General features: G+C 52.8%; 6 protein-coding genes. 3 read left to right on the forward strand and 3 right to left on the reverse strand.

Annotation, left to right across the window (positions count from 1 at the left end):
* The 3 genes from HN413_17585 to HN413_17595 all read right to left on the reverse strand — a co-directional run.
* The coding region (locus tag HN413_17585; GenBank protein MBT3392213.1) for a recombinase family protein at positions 1-1,194 on the reverse strand (1,194 nt) is incomplete at its 3' end.
* Between the two features lie 8 nt (positions 1,195-1,202).
* Positions 1,203-1,718, reverse strand: coding sequence for a hypothetical protein (locus HN413_17590; protein MBT3392214.1), 516 nt, complete (start codon positions 1,716-1,718; stop codon positions 1,203-1,205).
* Positions 1,715-2,512, reverse strand: coding sequence for a hypothetical protein (locus HN413_17595; protein MBT3392215.1), 798 nt, complete (start codon positions 2,510-2,512; stop codon positions 1,715-1,717). The genes HN413_17590 and HN413_17595 overlap by 4 nt, the downstream gene beginning before the upstream one ends.
* Before the next feature lie 66 nt (positions 2,513-2,578).
* Between HN413_17595 and HN413_17600 the strand changes: the two genes are divergently transcribed.
* The 3 genes from HN413_17600 to HN413_17610 form a co-directional block, all read left to right on the forward strand.
* Positions 2,579-5,614 (forward strand): DEAD/DEAH box helicase, encoded by a 3,036-nt coding sequence (locus tag HN413_17600; protein MBT3392216.1) that lies wholly within the window; start codon positions 2,579-2,581, stop codon positions 5,612-5,614.
* Between the two features lie 28 nt (positions 5,615-5,642).
* Complete coding sequence (locus HN413_17605; protein MBT3392217.1) at positions 5,643-6,008, forward strand: four helix bundle protein; 366 nt, start codon at positions 5,643-5,645, stop codon at positions 6,006-6,008.
* 102 nt (positions 6,009-6,110) lie between these two features.
* Positions 6,111-6,319: hypothetical protein (locus HN413_17610; GenBank protein MBT3392218.1), on the forward strand; the 209-nt coding region annotated here is incomplete at its 3' end.

The following is a 6,319-nucleotide window of genomic DNA, read 5'->3' on the forward strand; positions in this document are numbered from 1 at the left end:
AAGTACCTCGAAAAAAGCTTGAACAACCAGATCATCAACCACATGGGAGCGAACTGAATTGCAGACACTAGGTGCAATCGTTGTGCGCGCCAGCCCACGACAAACGTAACGCGGCGTATGTTTGTAGACGGTTTGCAGATGATGACCACAACGTCCGCAGACTACCAATCCCTGCAACAGACCGGGGCCATCGCGCACAATTCCCTGGGCTTTTTGGCACATTTCGGCAAACCGTAAACCATTTTGGCGAATACGCTCCTGATTGGACAGGTATTGTTCCCACGTGATGTAAGTCGGGTAAACATTCTGCTGCAAGTGCAGCCACTCGGACATCGGTTTGCGCCGATGCCCAGTGGCCGCACGGCCAGGCTTGCGCAAAGTAGGGTCATTCTGGCGGCGGCCATAGACAAAAGCACCGGCATAGGCCGGATTGGTGAGCATTTCGACCACGGCTGATTCGCTGGCCACTTTCCACAACAATTGGTTGGCCTGTGGCCCGGCATTCTGGCGTCGGGGAAAGAGAATACCTTGTTGTCGCAAATAGCGCATTACCTTGCCTGCGCTGCCGAACTCTTCGAATTTGGCAAAAGTCAACTCGATCACATGCCGGACTTGATCATCCGGGTCTTTGACCACACTGCCATCTGGCAAACGTAGATAGCCGGTGGGTAGTCGTTGACGATAAACGCCGCGTTTTACCTGGCTCATCCGCCCCGCATCGAGTCGTTGGCGCAAGAGATGCAATTCGGCTTCACTCATAGTTCCTTTGAGACCCAATAGCAAACGATCATTGTAGAGGCGCGGATCGTAAATGCCATCATTGTCCGCAATCAAAGTACCAAAGACCGCCGCCAAATCCAGTAATTGATACCAATCGGCATTGTTGCGGGCCAATCGGGAGACCTCATAGCCAAAGACGATCCCAGCATGCCCCAGGGATACTTCCGTAACCAGTTCCTGAAATCCGCTCCGACCAGTTGCTTCACTCCCTGAAATTCCCAGATCGCAGTCAATCACTCGGACGCGTTCTGCAGCCCACCCCAGTTCCTGCGCACGCTGTTGAAGCCGGTATTGATATTGTTGACTTTCCTGGTTTTGTGAAACCTGTTTGGGCGTGGATTGGCGCACATAGATCAATGCCAAACGCTGATGATGGGCTGCCGTGATTTTCGTATGTACCCGGTGGTCATTCATCCCTGGGTTCACGATCCACCTCCCGACCCCACTGTTCGGCGATTTGACGACAAATCCAAACCATCGTCCGCAGCACCATCTCTTGTTGGGTAACTGTCAAGGTTTTCCAAACCGTCTGCGGAGAGGCGACGGTCTCCATCGAAGGAATTGCTTCCTGTTGCTCCATCTTCACACTCCTTCCCAATTTGCGCCTCAAGACGCAAAAAGGCCTGGATTAAGTTGTGAAGAGATGATAAATCCACTGGCGAGGGAAAAACAACTGCTGGTGAGCCCGATAAATCCGTTACACTGACAGGAATCAGCCGTTCTACGCCTTCTGCGATTTTCACCAAGCAGCTGGGAATCAGTTCTTGTCTGTTTTTGAGATGGAGCAGGGGAAAAGTTTGTTCGTACAAGGGATGCCGAGGATCGACAACCGTCACACTTTCAGGTACTGCAAATGTATTTCTTTTTGAGGCATTAAGCTGGTTGGGTTTTCCCTCGTCCCGGCAAACCAAAGACGAGTACATTCTCGCATCGATCAACAAACTCTCCGGTGCAGAGTTGGGGAAGCAGTCGCTGTATCTGGAGCGGCGACCGCGCCTGGCGCGGCATTGGCGACTTTGAGCAGGTACTCATCCGCTTCTTGGCGGGAGAGCTTGCTGATCGCCAAATCGAAAGCCGTCTCTTTTAACGGGACCAAGCTCGGGCTGCGTTTGGCTGCGACAGAGACAAGGAAAGGATCAACTTCAAAGGCATCCATAAAAGTCCGCAAGGGCCGGTTGAGTTCATTCAATCCCGCAGGAACAGGTGGTTCGGGGTCCAGGCAAAAATTGTCGGGGTCGTCCTCATCTTCCTCGTACCAATCGGCTTTCTCCGCCATCGCGTTGAGCCAGGCGATATACAGGACGCGGTGATCTCCTTGGATGATGTCGTCACGCAGGCGGGAGAGCGTGGAAAGTTGGTTTTGCTCTTCATAATCGCCACCATAACCATCTTCATCACGCTTCTCGAATTTCAAAACCAATTTGCCCTCGATTTCGCGGATATTGACATGATCTTCGTCAAAGTAGACCTCGAGCGCAGCCGCATCGATCAGCCCTTTGGGAAAGCTGAACGCCAACTCGAAGCTACCCCAGTTGGCAAAATAGAGATAGGCATCAAAATACTTCGCCAACACCCTGATGGGATCATGCGTGAAGTCGCCCCAGTTATACGAGACGCTCGCCTGCATCGCGCTCACTTCGATATGGCTGGAGAGCGCATCCACAGCATTTTGCTCAGCCATTGTCAGCGGGCTTTCAAGTCTCTGCCACTCATAGTATTGGTACTCGCTCATGGAGAAATCCTTTGATAAACTTGAAGACATGAATTTCCCCCAAGTTTATCCCAAAACGTCTATCTTATGAATATCATCCACGCGCACTACCAACCGCCGCAGAGCGCCGACGAGCCGAGCGGTATCTATTTTTGGGCAGAAACGCCCGACGTTTCACAACCGCCTCCTCGTCGTGGGCGCGCGGCGAAAAACCCCAAGCCGAAGCCGCACCCCTTCGCCATTGCGCCCGCCATCCAGGGCGAAAAGCGCACGCTCACCCTCCAACTTCCCGAAGCCAGGGGCATCCCCGTTCCTTCGCCGCAGCTTATCCATAATTGGGAACTTCCTACTGCCGAAAAAACGCTTGCGCCTTTTCTTGTGGATGCGATCTGGGTACCAGCTCTCGACGCGGTTGCCCTTCTCCTGGCATTCTCCGTACCCGAACCGATTCTCGACGGAACGCGCCTGGAACCTGGGCTTGTTACCCGTTTCTGGAGCAGGGTCGCGTCTCTGGCATTGGAGGCGCTCGCCGCGCAAAAACTCGTACCCATCATCGAAGGCAGCGAGGCGCGTTGGCTACCCGTTTTAGACAGCCCGCGCGACGCTCAACGCCTGAGCCAACTCGAAGCCGCCATGCCGCCCTTGTGCAGGGCAGAATTCCCTGAACTCTCTTCGAGAAATTTGCTGCACAGCTTCCTGAACACTTTCTGCGATTCGCTCGCCCGTACCTGGGGAAAAGACGCCGCGCCAAAAACGGACAGCGAACCTGGCTCCCGCTGGATTTCCGCCTTATTCAACAAAAATCCTGCCATCCAGCTTTCGCCGAAACAAATCCGCCTACTCAAACCCAGTCACCGCGCCTGGATGCGGAATTTGCATATCGCGGGCGATGCGACTTCACGGGTTGCCTTCCGCTTGGAAGCGCCCGCGTCAGAAAAGAGCGACTGGCATTTGCATTATCTGATTCAGGCAAAAGACGATCCCAGCCTGCTGATCCCCGCCGAGGAAGTTTGGAAGAAATCCAAGGGTGCGCTGACACGCCTGGGGCATCGCTTTGAGCAGCCACAGGAGAAACTGCTGACGGGCTTGGGCTATGCGGCGCGTCTCTTCCCGCCGATCACGCAAAGCCTGAAAAGCAAAATCCCGACAGAGTTGAGCATCAACACGCAAAATGCCTATGCCTTCCTGCGCGAAACCGCGCCGATCTTGGAAGGGGCGGGTTTTGGCATCCTTGTCCCGCCCTGGTGGAACAGGCAGGGGGCGCGTTTGGGTGTCAAAGCTAAATTGGGAACGAGCAAAGATAAAACGGCAAAAGGGATCATGACCCTGCAAAATCTGGTCAGCTACCAATGGCAGCTATCCATTGGCGATACGGAGTTGACCGAAGAAGAATTTCTCGCGCTTGCCAACTTGAAATCGCCATTGGTGCAGATACGCGGGGAGTGGGTGACGCTCAACGCGGAAGATATTGAAGCGGCAATCGAATTTTGGAAGAAAAAGCAGTTTGAAGGCGAATTCTCGTTGCTTGAAGCGATGCGACTGGGCTTGGGCGGCGAAGAAGTAGCTGGGGGCTTGAAAATTGCTGCGGTAGAGACCGATGGCTGGCTGAAAGAGTTGCTGGAGAGTTTCGAGCAATCGGAGAAGTTGGAAGAGTTAGCGCAACCCGCAGCCTTGGCGGGTAAATTGCGCCCTTATCAAAAATACGGCTACTCGTGGATGGCATTTTTGCGCAAGTGGGGGATGGGCGCATGTTTAGCCGATGATATGGGCTTGGGTAAAACGATCCAGACGATTGCCTTGTTGCAGCGCGAGAAAGAGTTGAATGGAAAACTCCCTGCGCCAGCGTTGCTGATCGCGCCGACTTCGGTGGTCACGAACTGGGAGCGGGAGATTGGCAAGTTCGCGCCAAACCTTGAATCCTATGTTCATCGAGGCGCAACCAGATTGAAGTCGGGGGCGTTTCGGGAGGCTGTCAAAGATAAAGATGTGGTGCTGACGAGTTATCCGCTGGCACGCATCGACGCCGCATCCTTCCAATCCATCCAATGGCTGGCGGTGATCCTGGACGAGGCGCAGAATATCAAAAATCCCGCGGCAAAACAGACACAGGAGATCAAAAAGATCGAAGCAGGTTTTCGGGTTGCGCTGACGGGGACGCCTGTTGAAAATCGGCTGTCGGAGTTATGGTCGATCATGCAATTTTTGAACCCTGGCTATTTGGGCAATCAAAAGGCGTTTCGGGAGCAATTTTCGCTGCCGATTGAGCGCTACCAGGACAAGGAAGCGGTCAAGCAGTTGCGGCAACTGACCACGCCCTTTATCCTGCGGCGCGTCAAAACCGACCCCACCGTGATCGCCGACCTGCCCGAAAAAGTGGAGACGAAGGTCTATTGCTCGCTGACCGAGGAGCAGGCGACTTTGTACGAAGCGGTGGTGCAGGATGCGCTGAAAGAGATTGAAGGCGAAGAAGGGATGCAGCGCAAGGGCTTGGTGTTGAGTATGCTGATGCAGTTGAAGCAGATTTGCAACCACCCCGTGCAATATTTGCACCAAATTGATAAGAAGGCGGGCAGCGTTGCGCTGGCTGAACGGAGCGGGAAGCTGGAGCGGCTGGGCGAGTTGCTTGAAGAAGTTTTAGAACGTGGCGAACGGGCGTTGATCTTTACGCAATTTACCGAAATGGGCGATATTTTGATGGAACACTTGCCGAAATCTTTGGGGACGGCAACCCAATTTTTGCACGGCGGCACGCCTGCCAAGAAGCGCGATGAAATGGTGCGTCGTTTTCAGGAAGATGATTCAGCGCCGCCTGTTTTCATATTGTCGCTCAAGGCGGGTGGCACGGGTTTGAATTTGACACGCGCCAATCATGTTTTCCACTTTGATCGTTGGTGGAATCCTGCGGTGGAAAATCAGGCAACCGACCGCGTTTTCCGCATTGGGCAGAAGCAAAATGTGCAGGTGCATAAATTCGTCACCACAGGCACGCTGGAGGAGATGATTGACGATATGATCGAATCCAAGAAGGCGCTGGCAGATGCGGTGGTCGGTACGGGTGAGAAGTGGCTGACTGAGATGAGTACAGATGAGTTGAGGAAGGCGGTCTCACTTCGTAGACTGTAGACAGGAGACGGGAGAAAGGGAAAAGATAATGAATATGATTAATAGTTTTCGTGACTTGAATGTTTGGCAAAAAGCGCATCAATTGGTTCTGGATGTTTACAAGATGACGAAAAGTTTTCCAACTGATGAGCGCTACGGATTAGTGTCGCAAATGCGCCGTGCAGCGGTATCTCTCCCCGCCAATATTGCTGAGGGTTTTAAGAGAAAGGGAAAAGGCGAAAAAGTGCGTTTTTATAATATCGGCGAAGCTTCGCTCGAAGAACTCAAATACTTCTTCATCCTATCCAAAGATTTAGGCTATATCAGTGATAATGAGCAGGTTATGGAAGAAGCTGAAGTTATCAGTAAAATGCTTTATCGTTTGATTGAGTCGATTAACAAGAGTAGACAGTAGGTAGAATACAGCAGACAGAATACAGTAGACAGGGGACGGTAGCTAGGAGAAAGGTTTTATCCTGTCTACCGTCTACCATCTACCGTACCCCCAGAGGTATTTATGTCCTATTATTATTTCAAACCGACAAGAGCGAAAGAAGTGGAAGATGGCATCAAAGCGCGCAGTAAACGCGGCGCGTTTGCATCGAGTTGGTGGGCAAAACGCTGGATAGCGGCTTTGGAGCGTCTGGTCGATTCAGGCAGGCTCAGCCGCGGGCGCAGCTATGCGCGCAAGGGACAGGTCATCTCGATTGATGAAAAGAAAGATGG

This window comes from Chloroflexota bacterium, assembly GCA_018648225.1.
GTDB lineage: Bacteria > Chloroflexota > Anaerolineae > Anaerolineales > UBA11858 > NIOZ-UU35.

Bases quoted from the DNA above. Each gene is read 5' to 3' on its own strand.
- HN413_17605 (MBT3392217.1), top strand. From the start codon at position 5,643: ATGAATATGATTAATAGTTTTCGTGACTTGAATGTTTGGCAAAAAGCG.
- HN413_17600 (MBT3392216.1), top strand. From the start codon at position 2,579: ATGAATATCATCCACGCGCACTACCAACCGCCGCAGAGCGCCGACGAG.
- HN413_17595 (MBT3392215.1), bottom strand. From the start codon at position 2,512: ATGAGCGAGTACCAATACTATGAGTGGCAGAGACTTGAAAGCCCGCTG.